Source organism: Gemmiger qucibialis, from assembly GCF_027689445.1.
Classification (GTDB): Bacteria; Bacillota; Clostridia; order Oscillospirales; family Ruminococcaceae; genus Gemmiger; species Gemmiger qucibialis.
Genome location: NZ_JAQFEN010000002.1, coordinates 230,803 through 255,192 on the forward strand (window position 1 = coordinate 230,803; position 24,390 = coordinate 255,192).

Genomic DNA, 24,390 nt, shown 5'->3' on the forward strand with positions numbered 1-24,390 from the left:
GTGCCGATACGGCGAGCGAGGTGCGGCAGATGCCAAGCCAAAAGTGCAGATAATACTGGATGTCTTATCGAGCATTTTGGCAACGCAGATGCCGTGCCGCAGCTGCCGGAGCGGTGCTTAAGCCGCAAGGCGGGAATTGTGCGGTGTTGCCTTAACGTTTCAGCCGCACCCATCAAATCTTTGCGCCAAAGGCTTTTTTAACGGCGGCAGGCAGGCGGCCGTCCCGCAGCAGGATCTCTTCCACCGTGCCGCGCACAGCGCCCTCGCCGCCTTTTTGGCGGCAGATGAAATCCGCCCGCCCCAGCACAGGGCCGGCAGCATCGGCCGGGCAGGCCACAAAGCCGCACAGGGCCATGGCGGTCAAATCGTTCAGGTCATCGCCGCAATAGGCAACATCCTGCTTGGTCAGGCTGTGCTCAGCCATAAACCTGCTCAAAAAGACGGCTTTGTCGTGTACGTTCTGGAACAGATAGTCAATGTGCAGGTCCTGGGCACGGCGGCGCACGGCTTCACATTCGCGCCCGGTGCAGATCATAACCTGCATCCCTGCCGCGCGGGCCAGCACGATCCCGGCCCCATCCTTGATGGCAAACTTTTTCAGCTCGTTGCCGGTGGAATCATAGTACACGCCGCCGTCTGTCATGGTGCCGTCTACATCCAGAACCAAAAGTCGAATCATGGGCAAACCTCGTTATTTTGCGTATTCGCTGGGGGTGATAAAGGTCACATCCAGCCCGCAGGCTTTGATGGCACCTGCCATGGCGGTGTTGAACGCAGCTCCGCGCCCGGTGTGAGCGTGCAGCAGGCTGTCGGCATAGGCGGGGGTACCGGGCTTGTAGCCATCGGCCCCGGCCAGCAGCACGGCCTTGGCACCGCACAGCCGCAGCAGCCGCAGCAGCATCAGTACACTGTTGCTGCCAAGGGATGCATTCTGCACATCCGGGGCCGCCAGCCGGTCATAATTGACCGCCAGCGCCCCCTGCGGCAGCGGCCGCAGGTTGGAGGTGAGCACAACAGGGCAGGGCAGGGCAGCAAGGTCCAGCTTTTCAAACCGCTTGCTGTTGGTAAAAAATGCATAATCCGGCTGGCAGACTTCCGGGCAGAAATTGGCCGAAACAATGCAGTCTGCCTTGGCGGCGGCCACAGCGCTGCGTCCAGCTTCCTCCGCCAGGCTGGCACCGGGGGCCAGCACCAGCACGGTCTTGCCGCCAAACGCGGTGCGCAGGGTATCCAGCGCGGCGGTGTCGTCAATGGCGCGGTTCTGGTATTCGCGGTACAGGCGGTCGGCATAGTCTTTATCGTATGCGGTGGCCTTGCTGCGGTCAAAACCGGCCAGAATATGGTTGATGTCCCGGTTGGTCAAATCGCCTTTGTCCAGATAATGCTCGGCGTAATCGCGGTGCAGGTTATACCGTGCGCTCAGGAAGTAAGCCGGGGTGTAACCCCAGGCTGTCTCGCCTTTCAGCGGGGCGATATGGTCCTGGATGGCGTCCATCATCTCGTCAATGTCATAATGGCAGCCAAGGGTCTCGTTCATATAGTCGGCAATCAGCTCAATGGGCAGGTTGCCGGGAATGCGCCCCATGCCCATCAGGCTGCCGTCCACAGTGGTATCGCGGCCCAGGTGCTTGTCCAGAAATTCCTGCGCCAGGCAGAAAGAGAGCGCCATATTCTCATGCAGGTGCAGCCCCACGCGGATATCCGGGGCCAGGTTGTGGTCCACCAGGCTGACGATGCGCTCTAAGTCACGCCGCCGCATGCTGCCGAAGGTATCCACAATGGAGAACTGGTACGGGTGAATCTCGTTTACCTGGTCTAAAATCCACAGCAAGTCTTTGTCGGCATAGCCCATAATGTTGATGGGGTTGATGGACAGCTTGTACCCGCGGGCCTTGACTTCGCGGGCAAAATCCATGCCTTCGCGGATATCGTAATCGTGGGCGGTAATGCGCAGCATCTCAATGCCGTGCCCCTCATAAGGGGACAGCTTGGCAATATCATAATTGGAGCGCATGGCCATGCCGCTGTACATGGTGCTGCCGGTGTGGGCAGGCAGCAGTCTGTTCAGCTCTTCAATGGTGTTGCAGACGGTCACATCGGGGTTGTAGCCATCCACATTGCGCAGAAAGCCCACTTCCACAATGTCAGTCCCGGCACGGGTCAGCGAGGCGATAATATCTTTGGCTGCAGCAAAGCCCCAGTTCCAGCTGTTCACATAGCCGCCGTCACGCAGGGTGCAGTCCAATAGTTTAATATCGGGCATTTATTCTTTTCCTTTCAGGATTTCGCTCACAAGGGCAAGGTCCTTGGGGGTGTCAACGCTCACAGTCTTGTACGGGCTGACGATGGCATGTACCTTGTGGCCGTTTTCCACAAAGCGCATCATATCGTTCTCTTCGGCTTTTTCCAGAATGGACTTCGGTGTTTCGTGGTAGAACGCCAGCGCCCGGCGGGAGTACAGCTGGATGCCGGTCACCTTCTCGTATTCAAAATCCAGCGTGCCTTTGGGGTAGGGAATGGGGCTGCGGGAGATCATCAAAATTTCCCGTGCGGCGTTGGTCACGACCTTCTGGTTGGAAAAATCGATCACATCCGCGGGGTGCTCCATCCGGTTGGTCAGCACGGCGACATAATACGGGTCCTCCGGCAGGGTATCCGGCAGAATCAAATCAAACGCCTTTACGTTGATCAGCGGCTCGTCACCCATGATCTGCAGATACAGGTCGGCTTCTACCTTGGTGGAAACCTCCCAGATGCGCCCGGTGGGGGTGTCATGGTCGGGGCTGGTCATGCAGTATTCCATGCCGTAGGTGCGGCAGGCTTCGGCAATGCGCTCATCGTCGGTGGCGATAAACACATCATCGAGCTTTTTGCACTTTTTGGCTTCCTGGTACACCCACCAGATCATGGGCTTGCCCAAAATATCCGCCAGCGGCTTGCCCGGCATCCGCGTGCTGGCATAACGGGCGGGAATAACGCCGATAAGTTTCATAGTAAGCAACCTCCTAAAAGAAGCATTGGCTCCCCTTTGAGGGGAGCTGTCCGCGCAGCGGACTGAGGGGTGGTTCCCTAAGAAAGAGTTATAGATTGTTATGAAAATCTATTTGGATATCCGCATCAGAATCGTACGCTCAATTTCGGCTGCAACACCCTCCAAATTGAGAAGAACGTCCCGGTTGGAAAACCGCAGAACAAAAATACCAAACGCCTGCAAATAAGCAGTTCGGGCAGCATCCTGCTGCTGCCCCTGCGGTTCGTAATGCTGCGAACCGTCAATTTCAACTGCCAACTGAGCAGAAGCACAATAAAAATCAAGGGCAATACCGCATAATTCTAAGTGCCGATACGGCGAGCGAGGTGCGGCAGATGCTAAGCCAAAAGCGCAGATAATACTGGATGTCTTATCGAGCATTTTGGCAACGCAGATGCCGTGCCGCAGCCGCCGGAGCGGTGCTTAAGCCGTAAGGCGGGAATTGTGCGGTGTTGCCCAAGGATATAGGGCCCAACGCTCTTTTGGCGTGTGAATTTGTAGGGGCAGGGACGCAGATATTCATACCATAATTTGCGCTCCGCATCGGTCACATTTTTGCGCAGAGAACGAACATAGGCAAGATTGTTGGAATTATGCGGCAGGCGCATAGAATGGTACGTCCCCTTCCGGCTTATCATTTAGGCGGCAGTAAGGGAGCCACCCCTCCGACCTCGCTTGCGCTCGGCCACCTCCCCTCAAAGGGGAGGCATTACCCCTGCACCAACTTTTCTGCCTCTTCCAGCCCCACAAACACCTTTTCTTCCGCGGCGGTAAAGCCGCGCAGGACCCAGCTTTGCACGGTGACGGCGCGCTGGAATTTGAAGGGCAGGCAGAAATTGAGAACCTCGCTTGGCATGGTGCGGGGCAGGATAACAGCAGTAGGGAACAGCTTGGAATAATCCGTGGTATCCCGCGGGTGGGTTTTGATAAACAGCGGTTCTGTGCAGTATTTCTTGGCAACAGCCGCAAACATGGCGTCCTGGGTGGGCTGATCCATCAGGCCGTCCAGCACAAAGCTGCGGGGCAAAAGCAGGCAGGCACCCTGCACATGCTCCGGCAGGGGAACGGCCAAAAACACCCGGCGGATGATGGCTTTTTCTTCCTCCATCAGGCTTTCCAGTAGCTGCGCTTTGGATACCGTTACCAGCTTGTCTACGCCAAAAATGCTGCACCGCGCGGCGTCTTCGCTTTCCACCGTGCGGCAGCAGGGGCTGTCGCCCCAGTAGCGGTAGGGGCCGCGGGGGTTGGTGCGCTGCTCGTCCAGCAGGTGCTGGTCAGGGTCCAGCGTGCCGCCAAAGGTATCTTCGCACAGGGTATAAACCCGGCGCTCCCGCTGCAGGTAGCGCCCTAAAGCGCTCCAGTCATTGCTGATGTACACATGCCCCTTGGGCAGCGTAAAATACGGTTTGCGGAACGGGTGGCGCAGGCGGTAAAAGTCGCTTTCGCTGTTCTGTGCGTCCAGCTTTTCCTCGTCCACGATCAAAACAGCGTCCCACAGATCCGGCGCGGCGTCCAGCAATTTAGCGCGCAGGGTTTCGGCTTCCGGCACACAGGTGCTCAGCACAAGGGTAGACTTGCCGGGGCGGCTGCGCAGCGCACGCACCAGCGCGATTAACACATGATACAGCGTGTGGCAGATGAAAATATCACCCATCGTATCCATTCTCCAACACTTTGACCGGCGGGAAGTGGATGCGGCCCCAGCCCGGTGCCCATTCCGGCATGGTCAAATCGCCGGAGGTTACCTCAAACGCAAACTCGGTCACTGGCTTGTCCAGGCAGACAGCCTGGGTCAGCACGCCGTCAAACACATCCACATAGAAGAAATACTGGCCTTCGCCCAGCAGGCTGGGGTCAAACTCAAACTCGGTGGTATACAGCTTGCCAGGCACGGCGGCGCCCAGGTTGACCGGGTGGGTAATGCCCACGGGGGTCGAATCCCGGAAATGCAGGTTCAGCTTTAAGTGTACCCCGGTAAACGGCTCCGAAACACGCCAGGTAATGCGCACCCGAATTTTTTCGGTGTCCGCAAACACACTGGATTCCTTGCCCACAAAGTCCAGCGTTTCCAGCCGCATCCGCTTGCCTGCGCTGGCGTTCATGCGGGAAACATCCAGCAGGTCATAGTGGACCACGTTCACATCGGTGGTTTCCATATACACGGCAATGGCCTGTTCTACATCGCCGTCAAAGATCACGCGGCCCTGGTCCAGCACCACGCAGCGGGTGCACAGTTGGCGGATGGTGCTCATGTTGTGGCTGACGTACAGGACGGTGCGGCCCTCCTGCCCGGCAACATCGCTCATTTTGCCCAGGCATTTCTGCTGGAACTTCATATCGCCCACGGCCAGCACTTCGTCCATTACCATGATCTCGCTGTCCAGGTGGGCGGCAACGGAAAACGCCAGCTTGACGAACATGCCGCTGGAATACCGCTTGACGGGGGTATCAATAAAATCTCCGCACTCCGAAAATTCAATGATCTGGTCGATCTTGGAATCGACCTCGGCGCGGGTCATGCCCAGAATAGCGCCGTTCATGTAGATGTTCTCGCGGCCGGTCATCTCGTTGTTAAAGCCGGTGCCCACTTCCAGCATGGAAGCCACCCGCCCGCGCAGCCGGATCTCGCCCTCGGTGGGGGCGGTAATGCGGGACAAAATTTTGAGCAGGGTGGATTTGCCTGCGCCGTTGCGGCCGATAATGCCCAGCGCTTCGCCTTTGTACACGGTCAGGTCCACGCCGTTCAGCGCCATAAAGGTTTTGCCAAACAGGCGGGCATCCGTGCCGATCACGGTGTTGGGGTCCTCTTTGCCGCGCACACGGGCCCACCAGCTTTGCAGGTCATGCGTCAAAGTGCCGCCGCCGATCTGGCCCAGTTTGTATTGCTTTTTCAAGCCCGATACCTGAATGACGGGTACGCGCTGGTTTTGTGCATGTGTCTGGTTTTCCATCTGCGCCCCTCCTTACACGGTATCCATAAAGGTTTTTTCAATGCGGCTGAACAGCACCACGCCCAGCACAAGGGCGGCTGCGGTAACAATCAGGCTGTAGATCAGGCTGCCCACTTCCACGGTGCCGGTGCCAAGGGTGCCCATGCGGAACACCTCGATCGGTGCAGTCATCGGGTTCAAGCGCATCAGCATCTGCAGCCGGGGGGATTCCTCCAAGCTGGAAAGGGGATAGACCACAGGAGAAATGTACATCCACAGCTGCACGCCAAAGCTCACAGCAATGGCAAGGTCACGGTACTTGGTGGTCAGGGCGGAAACGATAATCCCCACGCCCAGGCCCAGCAGCATGACTTCCAGCACCACCAGCGGCACGGCAAACGCCCAGGCCGTCAGGTGTACACCGGACCCGGTCACGGCAAAGTAGACCCAGAACAGAATGTACATGACAAACTGGATAAAGAAGTTGATCAGGCTGGTCAATACCTGGCTGATGGGGGTGGTAAGCCGTGGGAAATACACCTTGCCGAACACCTGGCTGTTGGCCACAAAGGTGTTGGCCGTGCCGTTGATGCAGGAGGCAAAAAAGGTCCACACCGTATTGCCTGCCATGTAGAACAAAAAGCTCGGCGTACCGTCCGTAGAAAGCCCGGCAATGCCGCCGAACACCACGTTGAACAGCACCGTGGTGATAAGCGGGTTCAGGATGATCCACAGCGGCCCCAGGATGGTCTGCTTGTACATGACGGTAAAGTTGCGCTTGACGAACATGACAATCAGGTCACGGTAGCGCCACAGCTCTTCCAGGTCCACATCAAACCAGCCGGTGCGCGGCCGAATGATGGTGGTCCATTGCGTGTTATCCCCGGCAGGGGTCTGGTTGCGTTGCTCTGCCATAAAAAGCCCTTTCAAAAATAGATATTTCAGGGGAATCCCCGATACATACTTATAGACAATTCATTGTACCATAATCCGCGGTAAAAAACAATGTTTGCACTGTGCAGAAAGCGCTGCCAAAACAAAAGCCGCCCTGCAGGCCCGGAACAGGGGATGCAGAACGGTTCAAAGAGTTTATTTTGCGGTCAGCCTGCGCCAGCCGGTGCGCAGCAATGTCCAGCAGCCAAGCAGCAGCAGGGAAAGCAGGATGTCCCACCCGATGCGGCAGGGCAGCGTGAACAGAAGGCGGTCTTTTTGCCAGATGGCACTGGTAAACACATCCATATGGTGCACAAAGAACAGCCACAGGCTGTGCCGCCCCAAAAAGCTGAGCGCCGGCCGCAAAGCGTTATTGGCGTTCAGTTCACGGCACAGATGGCAGAAGATCCAAATGCCGCATACACTGATGGAAGCGCACAAAATGTAATTGGAGTATGTGCGGGAAGCAAGTTCAATATAAATGCCCTGCTGGCAGCACCATGTCCAGGGGATCAGCATGGCAAGGAAAAGCGGGACCCGGTAACGATCCAACAGTGCCTGATGCTGGCGGAACAGCTGCCCCAATGTGAGGTACATGACAACGACCATTGCAACATCCAGACATTGGGGAAGATACTGTACCTGCCCGATGTATGCCCCGAACAGCATGACAATGAAACTGACGGCAAAATCCCCTTTGGGGAACAAAAGCCCCAGCAGCTCCCAGATCAGCTTGCCCCAGAACAGTGCAAACAAAAACCATGGCATGCCGCAGCTGGGAATGCCGTCGGCAGGGTTACCGCTGGCCCAGAACAGGGTGATGGCATTGTAGCGGGCAATATCCCACAGGTTGGTCAGGCTTCTGTCATCAGAAAGAAAAAAGTTCAGCAAAACGTTGAACACCTGCACCACACCCAGCACGGGAACGATCAGTGCAACAAAGTCCTTCCTGACCCGGCGGGCAAAACCCTGCCAGGTATCCGGGCGGCGGGCCGTATAGCCGGTCAGAAAGAAAAAGGCCGGCATGTGGAACGAAAAAATGAAATTGCGCATCAGGTTGCCGTAGGGCAGGGTGTGCCCCACAATCACCAGAATCATGCACAGACCTTTGGCGGTATCAATCCAGTCAATGCGCTGGCGCACGGCAGGGTGCGGAGCGGCGGATTGTTGAACAGCAGTCATACGGCGGTCTCCTTCGGTCTTGGCATCACTGCTGCTTGGGCGGGTTCTTTTTCTGTTTGTCATTGCAGTGTTCCTGGCAGCTGGCGCAGTTGCCGGTGCAGCCGCCGTGCCAGCCCTTTTCGCTGTTGGCAATAAAACCGATGGCAACGCCGAGCAGAACAAAAATAATAACCAGAACAAGGATACTTTGAAGTGACATGGAAAAAACCTCCCTATGGGTTAAGCGAAAACAAAGTGACAGGTGAATACGCTGCCCTTATGCCAACCCCAGCAAAACCCCTACACAGTGCACGGCAAACGCCACAACCCAGGCAATGCCGCACTGCATCAGTACCACACCCAGTGCAGCCCGGCCACCGCCCAGTTCCCGCTTGACAGCGGCAATGGCTGCAACACAGGGGGTATACAACAGCGTAAAGATCAGGAAAACCAGCGCAGTAAACGGGGTGAACAGCATGTTCAGTGCGCCGGTATCGCCGCCCAGCAGGACGGTCAGGGTGGAAACAACGCTTTCCTTGGCGGTAAAGCCGGTGATCAACGCAGTGGAAATGCGCCAGTCGCCAAAGCCAAGGGGCTTGAAGATGGGGGTGATCAGGCTGCCAACCAAAGCCAGAAGGCTGGAATCCGGGGTGGCAGCAACATTCAGGCGGGTGTCGAACGTCTGTAGGAACCAGATTACGACGGTTGCAACAAAGATAATTGTAAAGGCACGCTGAATAAAATCACGGGCCTTTTCCCAAATCAGCTGGCCGACGCTTTTGGGCGAAGGCAGGCGGTAGTTGGGCAGCTCCATCACAAAGGGTACCGGTTCACCGCGGAAACAGGTCTGCTTGAGGATCAGCGAATACAGTATACCACACAAAATGCCGAAAAGATAGAGGAAAATCATGACCGGTGCACGCCATACCCGCGGGAAAAACGCGGCGGTGAACAGCGCATAAATGGGCAGCTTGGCGGAACAGCTCATGAACGGGGTCAGCAAAATCGTCATGCGGCGGTCACGCTCACTGGAAAGGGTGCGGGTTGCCATAATGGCGGGAACCGAGCAGCCGAAGCCCACCAGCATGGGCACAAAGCTGCGGCCCGAAAGCCCAATGCGGCGCAGCAGTTTGTCCATAACAAAGGCCACGCGGGCCATATAACCGGTATCTTCCAAGATGGACAAAAAGAAGAACAGGATAACGATCGTGGGCAAAAAGCTCAGCACGCTGCCCACACCGGCAAAAATGCCGTCGATCACAAGGCTGTGCACCACCGGGTTGATCTGATACGCCGTCAGGGCGCAGTCCACAACGCCGGTAAACCAGTCGATGCCAAGGGTCATCCAGTCCGAAAGGGTGGAGCCCACTACGCCAAAGGTCAGCCAGAAAACAAGCGCCATAATGCCCGCAAAACAGGGCAAGGCAGTGTATTTGCCGGTCAGGATCTTATCAATGGCAACGCTGCGCTTATGCTCCAGGCTTTCGCCCGGCTTTACCACCGTGGCGGAGCATAGCTTTTCAATAAAGGTAAAGCGCATGTCCGCAAGGGCGGCTTCGCGGTCCAGCCCGGTCACGGTTTCCATTTCAGCAATGGCGTGGCCCAGTATATCTGTTTCGTTGGGGTTCAGCTGCAGGGCTTTTTCAATCAGGGTGTCTCCTTCCACCAGCTTGGTGGCGGCAAAGCGCAGCGGCAGCCCGGCGGCAGCGGCATGGTCCTCAATCAAATGTGCGACAGAATGGATGCAGCGATGCACCGCGCCCCTGGGGTCTGCTGGGTCACTGCCTGCCGTGCAGAAGTCGATGCGGCCCGGCAGCTCCCGGTAGCGCGCCACATGGATGGCATGTTCGATCAGCTCGTCAATGCCCTCATTTTTGGCGGCAGAAATGGGAACAACCGGAATGCCCAGCATTTCTTCCAGCTGGTTTACCATGATGGTGCCGCCGTTGGCGCGCACTTCGTCCATCATGTTCAGCGCCAGCACCATGGGGGTATCCAGCTCCATCAGCTGCATGGTCAGGTACAGGTTGCGCTCAATGTTGGAAGCATCCACAATGTTGATAATGCCGGACGGGTGCTCGCTCAGGATAAAATCCCGCGTGACAATCTCCTCGTTGGAGTAAGGGGACAGGGAATAAATGCCCGGCAGGTCCGTTACGGTGGCTTCCTTGTGGTTGCGGATCACGCCGTCCTTGCGGTCCACCGTAACGCCGGGAAAGTTGCCCACATGCTGGTTGGAGCCGGTCAGCTGGTTGAACAGCGTGGTTTTGCCGCAGTTCTGATTGCCGGCCAGGGCAAAGGTCAGCGGTGCACCGGCGGCAATGGGGGCGCCGGCTTTGCGCTCGTGGTAGCTGGCGGCTTTGTCCAGCTCGCCAACGCCGGGGTGGGCTACCACCTTGTGGCGCTCTTCGCTGGGGGCGGCGCGGTCCGTTGCGTGCACGCTGTCAATTTCAATTTTCTGCGCATCGGCCAGGCGCAGGGTCAGCTCATAACCACGCAGCTCCACTTCAATGGGGTCCCCCATGGGGGCCGTTTTGCGCAGCGTTACCTCGGTGCCGGGGGTCAGCCCCATATCCAGCAGGTGGTGGCGCAGCTCGCCCTCACCGCCTACCACGCGGATGATTGCATCCTGCCCAATGTGCAGGTCACCTAATGTCAGCATATTGATTCCTCTTTTTTGTACGGCAAGGTAATGCAAGCCGGTTTATTTCGACTGAAAGGCATGAATTTCGCTCATGAACGCGTAAAGTTTACCACGTTTAACTTACGGCGTCAATATATCAGGAAAAACTGTGAAATGCAAGCTTGAAAAATGCACAATTTCTGGTGGGGCGGGCAGCCATCTTGCCGCAAAATGCTGAATCCAATATTTATGCATTGACTTTGAATATTTATGTATTATACTAGAATTTATCCTGATGCAGCTCCGGAAAGAGGGAAAGTTCCGCCGCTGCGCTAGGGTGTATCTGAAAAGTCGAAAGTATCGTCTATTTCTACAAACGCAGCCGGATTTTGCGTTAAAAAGCCTTGGGCAATACCGCATAATTCTAAGTGCCGATACGGTGAGCGAGGTGCGGCAGATGCTAAGCCAAAAGCGCAGATAATACTGGATGCTGCAAAGGTGAGCGCCGCCAGTGGCGGAAACAGCGAACCGAAGCAGGGGCAGCGGTCGCAGAGTGCGAGGGGCTTTTGCCCCCGAAGCACGATGCGGGTACCGCAACCCGACATTATCGAGCATTTTGGCAACGCAGATGCTGTGCCGCAGCCGCCGAAGCGGTGCTTAAGCCGTAAGGCGGGAATTGTGCGGTGTTGCCCTTGGAATCCACAAAGGATTCCTGCGGCTCTTTGCCTTACATCCTGCTTGTGTTTGCGAAATGTCCGTCATTTTCCTTGTTTTCAGATACGCCTTGAAAATCAGAGAACCATGAACAAAGAAGGTATATTGTAATGAAAAAAGCATTGTCTTTGATGACTGCCGCTGCCTTGGTCCTGAGCCTGGCTGCCTGCGGTTCCACCGCTTCTTCTGCTGCATCCTCCGAGGCCGCTTCCAGCGATGCTGCATCTTCCGAGACTGCTTCCTCTGAAGCAGCCAGCGAGACTGAAACTGCTGAGCTGTCCACCGTTGAGCCGGGCAAGCTGATCATGTCCACCAACGCAGCCTTCCCCCCGTACGAGATGACCACCGATTCCGGCGAATTTGAGGGCATCGACATTGAGACCGCACAGGCTATTGCTGACAAGCTGGGCCTGGAGCTGCAGATCGATGATATGGACTTTGACGCTGCACTGCTGGCTGTACAGCAGGGCAAGTCCGATATGGTTATGGCTGGCGTTACCGTTACCGACGAGCGCCAGAATGTGATGGACTTCACCGATTCTTACGCAACCGGCATCCAGTCCATCATCGTCAAGGAAGATTCCGATATTGCCAGCGTGGATGACCTGGCTGGCAAGAAAATCGGCACCCAGCGCGGTACCACCGGCTACCTGTACTGCTCTGACGACTTTGGCGATGAGAACGTTGTTGCTTACGACGACGGCCTGACTGCCGTGCAGATGCTGAACAACGGCCAGGTTGACTGCGTTGTTATTGATAACGCTCCCGCTAAGGAATTTATTGCTGCCAACCCCGGCCTGAAGCTGCTGGACACCGCTTACGTGGAAGAAAGCTACGCAATCGGCATTGGTAAGGGCAACACCGAACTGAAGGATGCCATCAACACCGCTCTGGAAGAGCTGAAGGCCGACGGCACCCTGCAGGCTATCGTGGACAAGTACATCACTGCTGAATAAAGCAGCTTTTTCACAAGTGCCACAGGGAGGTGGCCCACAGGGGCGCCTCCCTTTTGTTGGTAAGACCGTAAAATAAACGCCCGGTGCCCTGGTGCCGGAACACAGGAAAGGTGTGGAATGCGGATGGCCGCACAATACGAAATGCTGACCCAGCTGGCGAAAGCTGGTACAAAGCTGGATTTCGGGCAGGATCTGTTCGTCAAATTCTACCAGGCATTTATTGCCTCAAACCGCTGGCAGCAATACCTCAAAGGGGTCATCCCCACGCTGTATGTAACGGCAATTGCTTTGACGATCGGCGTGGTGCTGGGCAGCGTGGTTGCCCTGGTGCGTGTTGCGCATGACCAGCAGCGCCGCGGCCACCACGACCCGGCTCTTGCCGTTGCCAACGCTGTATGCAAGCTATACGCCACTGTGATCCGCGGCACCCCCATGATGGTGCAGATGCTGATTATGAGCATGGTTATCTTTGCCAACAGCCGCAACTTTACCATGGTCGGTGCGCTGGCACTGGGCATTAACTCCGGTGCGTATGTTTCGGAGATCATCCGCGGCGGTCTGATGGCCGTTGACCCCGGCCAGATGGAAGCCGGCCGCAGCCTGGGCCTGAACTACATGACAACCATGGTGCTGATCGTGATTCCGCAGGCCATCCGCTCGGTGCTGCCTGCCCTGGGCAATGAGTTCATCGTCCTTCTCAAGGATACCTCGCTCATCACCGTTATTGGCGGCAAGGAGCTGCTGTACGCTGCACAGGGCATCATGAACCGTACTTACGAGCCGATGTTCCCGTTGTTCGGCGTGGCGCTGATGTATCTGATTCTGGTTATGATCTTTACCTGGCTGCTTGGCAAACTGGAAGGGAGGCTGGCGAAGAGTGATCGTCGTTAAGGACTTAAAAAAGAACTATAACGGTCTGGACGTGCTCAAGGGCATTGACCTGACCATCAATAAGGGCGATGTTGTCTGCCTGGTTGGGCCTTCCGGCTGCGGCAAGTCCACTTTTCTGCGCTGCCTGACCCGCCTGGAAGAACCGGACGGCGGCACGGTTATGCTGGACGGCAAAGAGATCACCGAACGCGACATTGATGCCACCCGCGCCCAGATGGGCATGGTGTTCCAGCATTTTAACCTGTTCCCCCACCTGACGGTGAAAAAGAACATCACGCTGGCTCCGGTGCGCCTGGGCCGTATGAGCCAGGCTGCTGCCGACAAGCAGGCCATGGAGCTGCTGGAGCGCATTGGCCTGGCCGATAAGGCGGATGTTTACCCCAACATGCTTTCCGGCGGCCAGAAACAGCGCATTGCCATTGTGCGTGCACTGGCCATGAACCCTGAAGTGCTGTTGTTTGACGAGCCCACCAGCGCGCTGGACCCCGAAATGGTAGGCGAAGTTCTGGAACTGATGAAAGAACTGGCCCGCGATGGCATGACCATGGTGGTGGTGACCCACGAAATGGGTTTTGCCCGCGAGGTTGCCAACCGTGTGATCTTTATTGATGAGGGTGTTATCAAGGTCGATAAGCCCCCGCAGGAGTTCTTTAAGGACCCCGACAATCCGCGCCTGAAAGCGTTTTTGTCCAAGGTACTGTAAATCAAACTTTTGTCCGCCCCGTTTAGAATGGTGAGAGCTGTTCTGGATGGGGCGGATTTTTTTAGTTAGGGGGGAGGAGAGAGGAGTTTTCGGCGGCACTTAGAATTATGCGGTATTGCCCTAAAAACATTTGTAGGGGACGATGCTTGCATCGTCCCACGGAACCCTGCCGCACTGCGAACTTTTGCACCAAAATCCCAGACTCCAAACCAATTCCCCGCAAAATCAAAGGCATGCGGACCTTCGTATCTACCGAGAATCCGCATGCCTATTCTTAGGGTGTATCTGAAAAGTCGAAAATTTAGTCTATTTCTACAAACACAGCGGGATTTTGCGAAATATCCGTTATGTTCTTTGTTTTCAGATATACCTTAGCTTATGTGATTTATGCGATACCCATTAAAGTCTTTCGCCAAGGCCTTTTTCAAAAAGGCCGAAAAACTCCCATAAGGAATCACTCCAGTTCGAAATCCCCCGGCAGCAGCAGGTCCAGCGCGGCATCAGCATCCGCGACCAGGCGCTTGGACTGGTTCAGGATGGCTTTTTCCAGCGTGTTACGGGCCATGCGTCCGTTGCCATTTTCGGCGGCGTTCTCTGACTGGCGGCGGTCGAAGAATGCCACCAACGGCATCGCACAGGCATCGTCCAGGCGGTACCCCTTGCTTTTGGCAATGCTCTGGGTGATCGCCAAAAGCTCAGCGCCTGTGTAATCCGGGAATTCAATCTGGTTCGGGAAGCGGCTGGCCAGGCCGGAGTTCGCCGTCAGGAACAGCGCCATCTCCTTGCTGTACCCGGCCAGGATCACCACCAGGTCATCGCGGTGGTCCTCAATACCCTTTACCAGGGTGTCAATGGCTTCCAGCCCAAAGCTGTCCTCGCCGCCGCGGTACAGGCTGTATGCTTCATCAATGAACAGCACGCCGCCCAAAGCGCTCTGGATCACCTGGTTGGTCAGCGGGGCCGTGTGGCCGACATAGCGGCCCACCAGGTCGGCACGGGTCACTTCCACCAGCTGGCCGCCGCGCAGTGCGCCGATGGCTTTCAGATACTTGGCCAGAATGCGGGCAATCGTGGTTTTGCCGGTGCCGGGGTTGCCGGTAAAAATCATGTGCATGTTCACATCGGCAACTTTCAGGCCCTGGGCCTTGCGCTTTTGCTGGGCTTGCACGTTCTGGGCAATGCCGCGCACAAAATCCTTTACTTCGTCAAGGCCCACAATGGCATTTAGCTCCGCTTCCACGGCATCCACATCGCCGCGGTACTGGCGGGGCAGCAGGGCCAGCAGGTCAAACGGTTCACCGCTGCCCATGGCGGCCATCAGGCGGCTGCCGTCCACCGTCAATTTGGCGGGCGTTCCGGCGGTAGGAATGTCGTCCGCATCCAGAACGTACTCTGCAAAGGCGCGGTAGATGCTGTCGACATAATCGCGCATGGCGGTCATGCCGCTGGTTTTGCCGTACTGCGCGGCAACCAGGTCCCGCACATCGCTGCCCATGGCAAGCACAAGGCCGCACTGCGCCTTGACCCGCTGGGCCAGGTGGTTCAGCTCCCGCGCGGCAATGGCAGCCAGGCTTTCGGGGGTGAACGCCTGGGTGCGGCAGATGTCCCCCTCCAGCGCGTCCACGAACCGCGCGCCGAACTTGTCCGCCAGGGCGGTTTCGTCCCGGTTGGAGAAAAATACAAAATACTTGCCGGCAGCCTGCAATTCGCCGATCGCGCCGGGGGCCAGGGCGGTGCCCACATCCACCAGAATGCCGCGCTGCAATACATAGCGGCTGGTCAGCGGCAGAGTGCCGTCAATGGCCAGCGTTGCCAGCATGTTCAGGTAATTGGATGCACAGCTTTCGTAATGGTCAAAGGCCAGAACCTCGGCGTCAGACTGCAAGGCGGCATACAGGTCCTGCAAAAACAGCTTTTCCTGTGCGGGGCCGGGGTACAGGGCCAGATCCATCGTTTCAATCAGGGCGCTGTGCAAAAGTCCGCGGCCTGCCATCTCGTCCACAATGCAGGTCAGGGCATAGTGCCGCCCGGTACCGGTGGGGCCGCACAGCAGCATGCTGCCGCGGGCATGGGCGGTATCGGCGGTGCCCATCACAAAGGGGCGGCGGAACGCCTTGACCACCTGCCCCACAAAGGCATCCTGCCCCAGCACCTGCTGGCGCACCCGGTCGGCCAGGCCATTAAAGTTTTCCGGGCCGGCTTTTACCGGTTCTGCTGCAGGGGCAGGCTGTGCGGTTTTGCCGCCCAGCAGGCCGTCCTGGCGCAGGCTTTGGGTCAGCTCGCTGCTCATGCGGCGCACACTGTCCGCGGTGGCGGCGCCGGCGCGCTGCACGGCGTTCAGGGCGTCCGCGGCAGATTTCTGGCGTTTTTGGCTTTCGGCCAAAGCGTCCAGCTGGGCCTGCATGGCGTTCAGGCTGTTTTGCGCGGCATCGCGATCCTGTTTGGTAGCGCTGTGGCGGCCTGTAGCGGTCACACTGCGCACCCAGGCATCGTATTGATCTTCCAGGCTCATGGCTTTGCCCTCCGTTATATCAGTCGGCTTTTTTTACGGTAATTTTATAAAAGTTTTTGGTACTGCACCCGGCGCGGCCGCCGCCCGCACACGCGCAGGCGCATGCACAGCTGGAAACACAGGCACACGCACACGCGCAGCTGGAATGGTTGGAGTGATCCGAACCGCCGCTGCGCCGCCCGGCACCACCGCCGCGGGTCTTTCCGCCCCCGGCCTTGAAGTTTGCGGGTGGGGGAACGCGATGGTAGCCTTCTGGCGGGGGCAGATTGCGGGCAACATGGATATGGGTGTGCCCGTTGGAATACCAGTACCAGTCGTCGGGGTCATCCTCGCCAAAACCACCGTTCCAGATCCCGTTTGTGCGGGAAACGGAAACCGTGATCAGAGCAATCACGATAATGACCAGAAGGAGCACGAAGAAGAAAACCAGTACCTGGTCACTGTCGTCATAATACATTTCGCTGTCCGTTGCGGCAGCATCGGGGGAGTAGTTTTGTGCTGTATGGGCGGGAACGCTGACATGCACCGTGGCGCTTTCGCCATGGTCCAGCGGGCCAAAGTTCCACACAAGATAGTTGCCGTCCTGGCTGTCGTTATCGGCCTGGATACCGTCCAGCGCCACCCAGCGGATGGTCAGCTCATCCACACACAAATCATCGAACCAGCCGGGGGTAAAGCTGTAGTCGGCGTTGCCGTCCTCGTTCAGCAAAAACAGATGGGACTGGTGTACCTGGAACGCAAAGTGTACGCTGCTCTGTGCGCCGATGGTGGCGGCAATATCCGGCGGGAAGTAGGCGTTGATAAAATCAACCTTGGCAAAGGAACCGCCGTCATCCACGGAACTTACGTTAAGAACTGTATCCGGCGTCAGGTTGACCAGGCTGTCGTTGTGGCTGTTGGGCAGGCCGATGCGCACCCAGGTCAGCGGTTCATCCAGGCTGCCGCCGATCACGTTCCAGTCCAGCTCATAGGTGATATCGGCGGAGCCATCGGCGCGGGTGTCCACTGTTACGGTATAGTGGGTGATCTCATCCATGTCGCCGTCATCCGCATGGGCGGGCAGGGCGGCGGCAACAAACAGCAGCAGAACGGCCAGCATAGCCCACAGCTGCGCGGCAAAGCGTAAAACGGATTGTTTCATCACAAACCTCCCTGTGCGGGAACGGTTGTGCCAAGCTGGCAAATGTGTTCCATTTTCGCACTTTCTTCCCGCAAACGGCGGCAGGCGGGGGCATTCCAGATCTTGTGCCAGGGGTCATGCAGGATGTTGCCCAGGCCAGCGCCCTCCCGCAGCCAGCTCTGGCAGGGCAGAACGGTGCCGTCCGGCGCAACGGCCATGTTGGAAAGGCAGGCCCCGCAGCTGGGCACCTGGGTAAAGCCAAGGTCCAACAGTACCGCATCCGGCAGCCAGCCGGGGCTGGTAAAGTTGATCTCCATGTGGTTTTGTTCAGCATAGGCCATCGCGGGGCGCAGCACGGCGGTCAGTGCTTCCGGCGTTAAGCGGGTGGCCTTGCTGGGGCCGGTTTCGGCCCCGCCGGTGGGAATTAGCCCGCTGCAGGTGGCATAGCGCACGCCAAGAGAGTTGGCCAGCGCCAGCGTTGCGGTGTAATCCTGGTTCAGGCTGCACAGCGGGGTGTTGATGCTGACATTCAGCCCCGCCTCCACCGCATTGCGGATGCCGCTGATGGTGTCCGCATAGCCGGGGGCACCCACCAGTGTGTTATGGATCGCTTCATCCGCCGAATATAGGGTGACCTGCACGCTGTCCAGGCTGGCATCCGCCAGTTCCCGGCAAAGGGCGCTGGTCAGCATGCGGCCGTTGGTGTTCAGCCGGGTAACAAACCACTGTGCGGCATGCACCAGGCTGACCAGGTCATTGCGCATGGTGGGTTCGCCGCCGGTAAAGGTCAGCTGCGGAATGCCCGCCGCGCGGCATTTTTGGATAACAGCCAGCCATTGGTCGGTATCCAGCTCTTTCACCGCGCCAAGGGGCTGGTTGGCGGCGTAACAGTGCAGGCATTTCTGGTTGCAGTGCCAGGCACCGTCCTTTTCCATGGAGCTTACCATCAGGTCCATACGGTGGGGGGCTGCCATATAGCGGGCGTAAGCGCCCAGGTCCATCGGCTGCACATGCACGGGCGGTTCCTGCCCGGCGGTCAGCGCGCGGAAGGAGGTCAGCATGGCATTTAAATCCGCACGGATCTGGTCGGGAGCCGTTTTCGGGTAAACAGCAGCGGCGGTTTCCACAGCCTGGGCGGCAATGCCGGCCCACTGGTCCTCGGTGATCTCCTTGCCCTCAAAAGGCTGCAAGGCGTCCATCAGCCCTGCCAGCAGAATGGCCCAGGAAACGCTGAGCGGCAAAATATCCTGCCCGTTCAAAAGTGCAACAAACGGCACATTGCGCCGTGCTTTTTTGCAAGGGAGCAGGTGAATGCGCAGCACACCGGGGCCCTCCGGGTCCAGGGTGACATGGCGCACAACGCTTAGGTGCTGGTGCAGATAAGAGGACTCTGCACGCGATAAAAACATCATCTAAAACACTCCAAAACAGATTTAGCGGCCAAACACATAAAAGCAGTGCCGCTGCAGTGGTTGACTATTAAGGCAATACCGCATAATTCTAAGTGCCGATACGGCGAGCGAGGTGCGGCAGATGCTAAGCCAAAAGCGCAGATCATACTGGATGCTGCAAAGGTGAGCGCCGCCAGTGGCGGAAACAGCGAACCGAAGCAGGGGCAGCGGTCGCAGAGTGTGAGGGGCTTTTGCCCCCGAAGCACGATGCGGGTACCGCAACCCGACATTATCGAGCATTTTGGCAACGCAGATGCCGTGCCGCAGCCGCCGGAGCGGTGCTTAAGCCGTCAGGCGGGAATTGTGCGGTGTTGCCGTAAATAATTCTCCCAAATGTGTTAAAAATAGTACAAAGAGATAATTCTGTCCCATTATACCATGTTAAGCAGGTGAATACAATCTACAACCCCAAAAACCTGACGATGCAAAAACAAAACCCCAGGCAAGCCAGCGGCGCTGCCTGGGGGAAATGTACTGTAATACCAGAGAGAAAGCAGGCTGCGGTTCAGCCGCGCTTCATGCGGCCCAGCAGCAAATAATACCCCGCCCAGTCCAGCTTGCCGAACAGGGGGCTCTGCGTGCGCGCAGCTTCGGACAACATCCATAGCAGACGCAAGCTGTTCCAGCGGCAGGGCAGGTAATAGGGGCTGTAACAGTGCTCATGGCGCATTGTATCCAGCAGGTTTTTCAGCCATGGGCTTTGCAGCGCGGTGCGGGCTTTGGCGCGGCGTGCGGGCATGGCATCGGGGTCCCGCCGCAAAATGTCCGCGGCACCCTCCGCCAAAACCTGCAATTCCGCGCGGTGCAGCGGCAGCATATCCTGCGGCGGGCAGGCAGCAGCGGTGCAGGCAGCGTTCAGCTTGGCAAAATGCTTGGGCCAAATTTCGCAGTAATTGGCGTGGTACTTGGTAGAAAGGGTGCCGGTGCGGCTGCAATCGTAAAAGGTCAGGGCGCTTTCCAGCACAAGGTAGCTGAAATCCGGCTGGCAGCGCCCCAGCAGAGCCAGATAATCCAGCACAAACTGCAAATCTTCGCCAAGGGTATAAGCCTGGTCAAAGGCAAGCTGCCGGGCGTATGTGCGCCGGTAAAGCTTGTTCCACGGCATGGCGATCAGGCAGTCCAGGTGCAGGCGGGCCAGGTCGCTCTGTTGGGCCGGGTGGGCTACTGTGGTTACAGGGGTGGTATCGTCCGGCTGCATGGTGTAGTGCCAGAGCACAAAAGCGTTGGGGGCAGCGGCCTGTGCCGCAAGGGCGGCGGCCAAAGCGCCGGGGCGCAGGGCATCGTCACTGTCCAAAAATACAATATACTCGCCGGTGGCGGCCCGTAGCCCGGCATTGCGCGCGCCGGAAACCCCGCGTTCCCTGCGGTGCAGTACCATCACACGGGGATCCTTTGCTGCGTAAGCGTCACAAATTTCGCCGCTGCGGTCTGGACTTTGATCGTCCACCAAGATCAGCCGCAGTCCGCCCGGCAGCTGCTGGGTCAGCACACTTTCGATGCAGCGGGGCAGGGTGGCTTCCGCCTTGTATACCGGAACGATCACACAGATGACGGGCTGTTCCATAGGTGACCTCCAAAATCGTACACAATGCGTACAAAATCATCATAAAAGCGTGCAGAAGAATAGCGCTGTGCCGTCTTTGCACCGGCGGTGCTCATCTGGGCGCGCAGATCCGGGTGTTCATACAGCATGCGGATGGCAAAGCTCAGCTGCCCGGCTACATTGCCGTCACGGTCCACCAGCACGGCCTGGCTGCCGTCCAGATATTCCGGCATACCGCCGCTGCGGGTGGCAAGCACCGGTCGGCCGCAGCCCATGGCTTCCACCGCCACAAGCCCGGCGGCTTCCTCCACCAAGGTGGGCACGCAGACAAGGTCCGCCAGGCGGTAATATTCCGGCATCGAATCATTGGGCACATAGCCAGTAAAGCGCACCCGGTCGCCAAGGGTCTCGGCCTGCTGTTCCAACTTGCGCAAAAACGGGCTTTGCTGGGTACGGCCAAAAAACGGGCTGCCCACAATCAGCAGCTTGATGCGCGGGTCATGGATATTCTCCATCGCTTCCAACAGCTTGTGGATGCCCTTATCCGGCTCCAGGCGGCCGCAGAACAGTACAACAAAATCTTCCGGCGCAAAGCCGAGGGAAGCCCGCAGCGCAGCATCCGCCGGGCCGGGCACAAAGCGGGCGGTATCAATGCAGTTGTGCAGGATGTAGGCATGCTTGCGGTCCAGCTCGCTGGTTTTGAGGTAATCATCGCGGATAAACTCGCTCAGGGCCAGAATACCGCCGTAAATGGCGTCCATCTCATGGCTGCAGCTGGTTTGGCCGTGCAGGTGGGCCAGGCAACGCCGCTTGCCGAACATTTTGCTGATGGCGCTGCACTGGGTCAGGGTGCCGCCCTCCGCCACAATCAGGTCCGGCGTGGGCAGCTCCAGTGCAAGGGAAAGCTGAACTTTTTGATACCACGGGTCATACGGGGCGGCAACGCCAAAGCAGCGCTCCAGAAACACCATGGGGTAATACCGGCGCACGCCGCGGGGCTTGGCAACGTACAGCATTTTGGTGTGCTGCAGCCCTTGTGCCTGGGCGGCGGCTTCCGGGTCCGGGATGCTGGCGCACAGCAGGTCCAGCTTGCCCGCCCGTTCATTTTCACGGATCAGGTGGGTGACAAGGGTTTCCACCGCGCCGCCCTGCACAGCAGGAACCGGCAGCTCCGGCGGCGGAACCAGCAAAATGCGCGGTTTGCGCGGTGTATTCGGCGAGCGCAGCGGCAAAATGGACAACCCCTTTTTTCGTTGGTTTGAAAGTTTGGTGTGGACGGAAAATTAGTTAGGAGTTAGGAGGGAGGAGTTAGGAGTTTAATTAGGAATGGGGCAGGTAAAGAATAATTAAAAAAGAATAAAGAATAATGGTGGTGGACCGCGGCGCGCAGCGCCGCTCAGGAAATATTAGGTTTTGGAATGTTTGAAAGTGCGTGATGAGCGGCAAAATATTCCGTAGGGCGCGATGCCCTCATTGCGCCGGGGAGAAACGCAAAATGGTTATCGCAAACCTAAAAATTATTTGTAGGGGACGATGCTTGCATCGTCCCGTGGCCGTTTGTCCCATATACAATCCTTGGAAAAACGCTATGACATTAGGTCAGCGGGCGCACAATATGCACCCCTACGGTCTCTATGGGGAAAACGCGTGCTTCAATATGTTTTGAGCGTATTTTGTTTACCCGTTCGCTATCCAATCCCTATTTTTATTCTTATATTCTATTAAAGTTTTTTCGCCGAAGCCTTTTTTTCAAAAAAGGCTGGAAAGCTCTCGTAAACAATCACTTTGCCGGGCAAAGGCTTTCGGCGGGCATCATGGCCCAGCGGGCGGCGGAAAGTTTTTCGGTCATCTTCATGTGGCGGCAGTTGGGCAGGTAGCTGATCAGCCCCTGCATCAGAAACTGCTCCTTGCTGATGGCCTTGACCAGCTGCGGCTCCGGGTTCTGGCGTACCTTGGCGCACAGGAAAAGATACCGCCGCCAACAGGCAGCATAAGCCGAATCAATCACCGAACGGTCCGCGCCGTTCTCGACATAAAAGCGGTACCGGTCAGCCAGGCCGTCCACCGCGTCAAACGCGCCGGGTTTCAGGCTGGTGCGCATAATACTGCCGGAACGCAGGCGGTAATTGTACAAAACATCCGGCAGGCACACCACTTTATCGCACCGCCAGAACAGCCGGTGCGCCACAAAATCATCCTCGTGCAGACGGCCCTCCGGGTAATGCAGCAGCTTCCACACCTCGGCGCGGTAAAGCTTGTTCCATGCAACGGTGTAATAAGTGCCGTTGGGGGCATAAAAATCATTCAGCAGATCCTTGCCGCGGAACACACCTTCCTGCGTGGGCGGGGTGAACACCGGCTCCGGCAGGGGCTTGCCGTTCTCCTGTACGTCCTCCACTGCGCAGATCGCCATGTAGGCGTCGTGCGCTTCGCAGGCTTCGTACATCTTTTTCAGGTACGCCGGGCGCACCACATCGTCGCTGTCAATAAAGGCATAATAGCGGCCGCGGGCCATATCAATGCCGGTGTTGCGCGCGCCGGAAAGCCCCTGGTTCTCCTGGTGCACCACTTTAATGCGGTTGTCCCGCTTGGCAAGGCGGTCACACAAAGCGCCGCTGCCATCCGTTGCGCCGTCATCGATCAGCAGCACTTCGATCGTGCCGTAGCTGGCCGGGAAATCCTGGTCCAGAATGCTCTGCACGCACTCTTCCAGCCAGGGCTCTGCGTTGTAAATGGGAACGATCACACTAACTGCAATATGTTCCATCTTGTTTTTCCCCCTCATTCCTCAGTCCGTTTTGCTGCCATGCAGCTTGCCGCGGGCGTGTGCCAGCGTGTAGGTCAGCCCCGGTGCGGCGCAGAACAGCACAGCGCGCGCTTTTTCGGCACCGGGCACATGCGGGCAGCGCAGGATGTCCGGCAAAATGCTGTCCAGATGCTTTTTGTGCTTCAAAAATTCCGGTTTCAGCTTTGCCATGGCTCCGGCCTCGCTGGCCTGGCACCAGAACAGGTAAAACACCTTCCAGTACCATGCCACGGCCCATTCATAATAACCTTTATATTCGGTTTTGTCCGGCTGCGCGGCAAACCAGCCCAGCCAGTTCCAGTACATTTTCAAATCATCCAGCCGCCGCGGCGGAAACAGCACCTCGGTCATCTGGCCGCCGCGCCGCCGGTAGTGGTACAGCACGCGCGGCACACAGTAAACATACTCGCCGTCATACACGCGGTGCAGCTCGCTGGCGTCATCGCCAAAGAACATGGTTTCGTCAAAATGCACGCCTTTATCGCGGAACAGGCGGATGTCAAACAGCTTGTTCCAGCACAGCAGCCCGTAAAAGCCGCCGGTTTTAAAGGTATCCAGCAGCAGCTCCATGGCCATGTGCCGCCCGGCAATGTTGATGTTGACCCCGGCCCCCGGCACGGGCTTTTCCTGTTCGTCCACCGCGTCGGCATTGCAGGAGGCAATGCGCACATCATTTTCGCGGATGGCATTCAAAAGTGTTTCGTAGAGATCCGGATCCACCAGGTCGTCCGAATCCACAAAGCCGATGTAATCCCCGCGGGCATTGTCCAGCCCAACGTTCAAAGCGGAGGCCGGGCCGCCGTTTTCCTTGTGGAACACCCGGATGCGCGGGTCGGCTTTGGCAAGCTCATCACACAGCTCGCCGCAGCCGTTGGGGCTGCCATCCTCCACCAGCAGCAGCTCAAAGTCCGTAAAGCTCTGGGCCAGAATGCTGCGCACCGTGCGGGGGATGTAATCCTTGGCGTCATATACAGTTGTCACAATGGAAATGGTCGGGTTCGGCATGCAAAACGTTC

21 protein-coding genes are annotated in these 24,390 nt (G+C 57.6%); 3 read left to right on the forward strand and 18 right to left on the reverse strand.

The annotated features are described in order from the left end of the window. Positions 1-172: 172 nt before the first annotated feature. From PG062_RS04935 to feoB, 11 genes are all read right to left on the reverse strand, one after another. Positions 173-679, reverse strand: a complete 507-nt coding sequence (locus PG062_RS04935; RefSeq protein WP_270751437.1) for a KdsC family phosphatase — start codon at positions 677-679, stop codon at positions 173-175. 12 nt (positions 680-691) lie between these two features. Then, positions 692-2,263 carry an aldolase catalytic domain-containing protein gene (locus PG062_RS04940; protein WP_270751438.1) on the reverse strand — a complete coding sequence of 524 codons (1,572 nt, stop codon included), beginning with the start codon at positions 2,261-2,263 and terminating at the stop codon, positions 692-694. After that, a complete protein-coding gene (locus PG062_RS04945) occupies positions 2,264-2,992 on the reverse strand; it encodes a 3-deoxy-manno-octulosonate cytidylyltransferase (protein ID WP_114000098.1) in 729 nt (242 codons plus the stop codon). It abuts the gene before it with no gap. A gap of 108 nt (positions 2,993-3,100) precedes the next feature. Beyond that, a complete protein-coding gene (locus PG062_RS04950) occupies positions 3,101-3,412 on the reverse strand; it encodes an endonuclease domain-containing protein (RefSeq protein WP_270751439.1) in 312 nt (103 codons plus the stop codon). Further along, positions 3,370-3,669: a DUF559 domain-containing protein gene (locus PG062_RS15875; RefSeq protein WP_408611393.1), complete on the reverse strand. Its 300-nt coding sequence runs from the start codon at positions 3,667-3,669 to the stop codon at positions 3,370-3,372. Before PG062_RS15875 ends, PG062_RS04950 begins: the two co-directional genes overlap by 43 nt. Before the next feature lie 71 nt (positions 3,670-3,740). Further along, the gene (locus PG062_RS04955; RefSeq protein WP_114000100.1) at positions 3,741-4,685 is read right to left on the reverse strand and encodes a hypothetical protein; all 945 of its coding nucleotides are present in this window, start codon (positions 4,683-4,685) and stop codon (positions 3,741-3,743) included. Further along, the gene (locus PG062_RS04960; protein ID WP_270751440.1) at positions 4,678-5,982 is read right to left on the reverse strand and encodes an ABC transporter ATP-binding protein; all 1,305 of its coding nucleotides are present in this window, start codon (positions 5,980-5,982) and stop codon (positions 4,678-4,680) included. Before PG062_RS04960 ends, PG062_RS04955 begins: the two co-directional genes overlap by 8 nt. 12 nt (positions 5,983-5,994) lie before the next feature. Beyond that, positions 5,995-6,876 carry an ABC transporter permease gene (locus PG062_RS04965; protein ID WP_114000102.1) on the reverse strand — a complete coding sequence of 294 codons (882 nt, stop codon included), beginning with the start codon at positions 6,874-6,876 and terminating at the stop codon, positions 5,995-5,997. Positions 6,877-7,050: 174 nt separating this feature from the next. After that, positions 7,051-8,076 carry an acyltransferase family protein gene (locus PG062_RS04970; RefSeq protein ID WP_270751441.1) on the reverse strand — a complete coding sequence of 342 codons (1,026 nt, stop codon included), beginning with the start codon at positions 8,074-8,076 and terminating at the stop codon, positions 7,051-7,053. A gap of 25 nt (positions 8,077-8,101) precedes the next feature. Further along, positions 8,102-8,275, reverse strand: a complete 174-nt coding sequence (locus tag PG062_RS04975) for a FeoB-associated Cys-rich membrane protein (RefSeq protein ID WP_114000104.1) — start codon at positions 8,273-8,275, stop codon at positions 8,102-8,104. A 57-nt stretch (positions 8,276-8,332) separates the two neighbouring features. Further along, entirely contained in the window at positions 8,333-10,714 is a 2,382-nt protein-coding gene (gene feoB, locus PG062_RS04980) for a ferrous iron transport protein B (protein ID WP_270751654.1), read from the reverse strand. A 788-nt stretch (positions 10,715-11,502) separates the two neighbouring features. On the opposite strand from feoB, the gene PG062_RS04985 reads away from it, so the two are divergent. From PG062_RS04985 to PG062_RS04995, 3 genes are all read left to right on the forward strand, one after another. Further along, on the forward strand, positions 11,503-12,348 hold the full coding sequence (locus PG062_RS04985) for an ABC transporter substrate-binding protein (RefSeq protein ID WP_114000105.1): 846 nt from the start codon (positions 11,503-11,505) through the stop codon (positions 12,346-12,348). A gap of 123 nt (positions 12,349-12,471) precedes the next feature. After that, on the forward strand, positions 12,472-13,239 hold the full coding sequence (locus tag PG062_RS04990; protein ID WP_270751442.1) for an amino acid ABC transporter permease: 768 nt from the start codon (positions 12,472-12,474) through the stop codon (positions 13,237-13,239). Then, on the forward strand, positions 13,226-13,942 hold the full coding sequence (locus tag PG062_RS04995) for an amino acid ABC transporter ATP-binding protein (protein ID WP_114000107.1): 717 nt from the start codon (positions 13,226-13,228) through the stop codon (positions 13,940-13,942). The genes PG062_RS04990 and PG062_RS04995 overlap by 14 nt, the downstream gene beginning before the upstream one ends. Before the next feature lie 454 nt (positions 13,943-14,396). Here the strand turns inward: PG062_RS04995 and PG062_RS05000 are convergent, their stop codons facing one another. The 7 genes from PG062_RS05000 to PG062_RS05030 form a co-directional block, all read right to left on the reverse strand. Then, on the reverse strand, positions 14,397-16,454 hold the full coding sequence (locus PG062_RS05000; protein ID WP_270751443.1) for an AAA family ATPase: 2,058 nt from the start codon (positions 16,452-16,454) through the stop codon (positions 14,397-14,399). A gap of 19 nt (positions 16,455-16,473) precedes the next feature. Then, complete coding sequence (locus tag PG062_RS05005) at positions 16,474-17,595, reverse strand: hypothetical protein (protein WP_270751444.1); 1,122 nt, start codon at positions 17,593-17,595, stop codon at positions 16,474-16,476. Continuing rightward, positions 17,595-18,986 (reverse strand): radical SAM/SPASM domain-containing protein, encoded by a 1,392-nt coding sequence (locus PG062_RS05010; protein WP_270751445.1) that lies wholly within the window; start codon positions 18,984-18,986, stop codon positions 17,595-17,597. The genes PG062_RS05005 and PG062_RS05010 overlap by 1 nt, the downstream gene beginning before the upstream one ends. 544 nt (positions 18,987-19,530) lie before the next feature. Continuing rightward, positions 19,531-20,589: a glycosyltransferase family 2 protein gene (locus PG062_RS05015; protein ID WP_270751446.1), complete on the reverse strand. Its 1,059-nt coding sequence runs from the start codon at positions 20,587-20,589 to the stop codon at positions 19,531-19,533. Next, positions 20,565-21,758, reverse strand: coding sequence for a glycosyltransferase family 4 protein (locus PG062_RS05020; RefSeq protein ID WP_270751447.1), 1,194 nt, complete (start codon positions 21,756-21,758; stop codon positions 20,565-20,567). Before PG062_RS05020 ends, PG062_RS05015 begins: the two co-directional genes overlap by 25 nt. 590 nt (positions 21,759-22,348) lie before the next feature. After that, a complete protein-coding gene (locus PG062_RS05025) occupies positions 22,349-23,335 on the reverse strand; it encodes a glycosyltransferase family 2 protein (protein ID WP_158538871.1) in 987 nt (328 codons plus the stop codon). A gap of 21 nt (positions 23,336-23,356) precedes the next feature. Continuing rightward, positions 23,357-24,379 (reverse strand): glycosyltransferase family 2 protein, encoded by a 1,023-nt coding sequence (locus PG062_RS05030; RefSeq protein ID WP_270751448.1) that lies wholly within the window; start codon positions 24,377-24,379, stop codon positions 23,357-23,359. Between the last annotated feature and the right edge of the window lie 11 nt (positions 24,380-24,390).

Coding starts and splice junctions, on each gene's coding strand:
- PG062_RS04935 (WP_270751437.1), bottom strand. CDS start 679: ATGATTCGACTTTTGGTTCTGGATGTAGACGGCACCATGACAGACGGC.
- PG062_RS04940 (WP_270751438.1), bottom strand. CDS start 2,263: ATGCCCGATATTAAACTATTGGACTGCACCCTGCGTGACGGCGGCTAT.
- PG062_RS04945 (WP_114000098.1), bottom strand. CDS start 2,992: ATGAAACTTATCGGCGTTATTCCCGCCCGTTATGCCAGCACGCGGATG.
- PG062_RS04950 (WP_270751439.1), bottom strand. CDS start 3,412: ATGCTCGATAAGACATCCAGTATTATCTGCGCTTTTGGCTTAGCATCT.
- PG062_RS15875 (WP_408611393.1), bottom strand. CDS start 3,669: ATGATAAGCCGGAAGGGGACGTACCATTCTATGCGCCTGCCGCATAAT.
- PG062_RS04955 (WP_114000100.1), bottom strand. CDS start 4,685: ATGGGTGATATTTTCATCTGCCACACGCTGTATCATGTGTTAATCGCG.
- PG062_RS04960 (WP_270751440.1), bottom strand. CDS start 5,982: ATGGAAAACCAGACACATGCACAAAACCAGCGCGTACCCGTCATTCAG.
- PG062_RS04965 (WP_114000102.1), bottom strand. CDS start 6,876: ATGGCAGAGCAACGCAACCAGACCCCTGCCGGGGATAACACGCAATGG.
- PG062_RS04970 (WP_270751441.1), bottom strand. CDS start 8,076: ATGACTGCTGTTCAACAATCCGCCGCTCCGCACCCTGCCGTGCGCCAG.
- PG062_RS04975 (WP_114000104.1), bottom strand. CDS start 8,275: ATGTCACTTCAAAGTATCCTTGTTCTGGTTATTATTTTTGTTCTGCTC.
- PG062_RS04985 (WP_114000105.1), top strand. CDS start 11,503: ATGAAAAAAGCATTGTCTTTGATGACTGCCGCTGCCTTGGTCCTGAGC.
- PG062_RS04990 (WP_270751442.1), top strand. CDS start 12,472: ATGGCCGCACAATACGAAATGCTGACCCAGCTGGCGAAAGCTGGTACA.
- PG062_RS05000 (WP_270751443.1), bottom strand. CDS start 16,454: ATGAGCCTGGAAGATCAATACGATGCCTGGGTGCGCAGTGTGACCGCT.
- PG062_RS05005 (WP_270751444.1), bottom strand. CDS start 17,595: ATGAAACAATCCGTTTTACGCTTTGCCGCGCAGCTGTGGGCTATGCTG.
- PG062_RS05010 (WP_270751445.1), bottom strand. CDS start 18,986: ATGATGTTTTTATCGCGTGCAGAGTCCTCTTATCTGCACCAGCACCTA.
- PG062_RS05015 (WP_270751446.1), bottom strand. CDS start 20,589: ATGGAACAGCCCGTCATCTGTGTGATCGTTCCGGTATACAAGGCGGAA.
- PG062_RS05025 (WP_158538871.1), bottom strand. CDS start 23,335: ATGGAACATATTGCAGTTAGTGTGATCGTTCCCATTTACAACGCAGAG.
- PG062_RS05030 (WP_270751448.1), bottom strand. CDS start 24,379: ATGCCGAACCCGACCATTTCCATTGTGACAACTGTATATGACGCCAAG.